This window comes from Bacillus sp. AFS001701, from assembly GCF_002559405.1.
Lineage (GTDB): Bacteria > Bacillota > Bacilli > Bacillales > Bacillaceae_G > Gottfriedia.
On sequence record NZ_NTZO01000715.1, the window covers coordinates 1 to 511 of the forward strand.

Below are 511 nucleotides of genomic sequence, written 5' to 3' on the forward strand. Positions count from 1 at the left end.
ATAAAAAATTTATTAAAATCCGCTCCTAATATTAAAGAAATGTTTATTAATGCTACTAAAACCTCTAGTTCTTCTAGTCAAAATGTTTACGACATTATAAAAAAAACGATCTCAATTTATGAGGAAGAGTTAAAGAATAATGATTTGACATTTGAACAAAGAAAAGAATTATATAAGCTTATAAATGAGCAAGTGGCAAATTCACAACAACAAGATGATAAAGATAAAACGTTTCTTGGTATGGCATACGGTGTGACATTAGTAGCATTAACTGGAGTAGGTTTAAAGTATGGTCCTAAGTTAGTAAAAGAAGTGGGGCCAAAGGTAGTAAAAGAAGGTCCTAAATTACTTAAATCAATTTTAAAGAAATAATATAATTGTTTTTTTAAACCCTGGGGAAATCCCGAGGGTTAATTTGTTTAGTTATAGCCAAATTATGGATAAACGCGCAATAAAGTGTAAATCATTTTTATTGTAAATGATACGCCTTCATAAAAAAGACGCCAATTAA

At 28.8% G+C, this 511-nt stretch carries 1 protein-coding gene; it reads left to right on the top strand.

From position 1 onward, the window contains the following. Positions 1 to 372, top strand: a 372-nt coding sequence (locus tag CN514_RS26080) for a hypothetical protein (RefSeq protein ID WP_176526078.1), incomplete at its 5' end; no start/stop codon positions are given. Positions 373 to 511 lie beyond the last annotated feature (139 nt).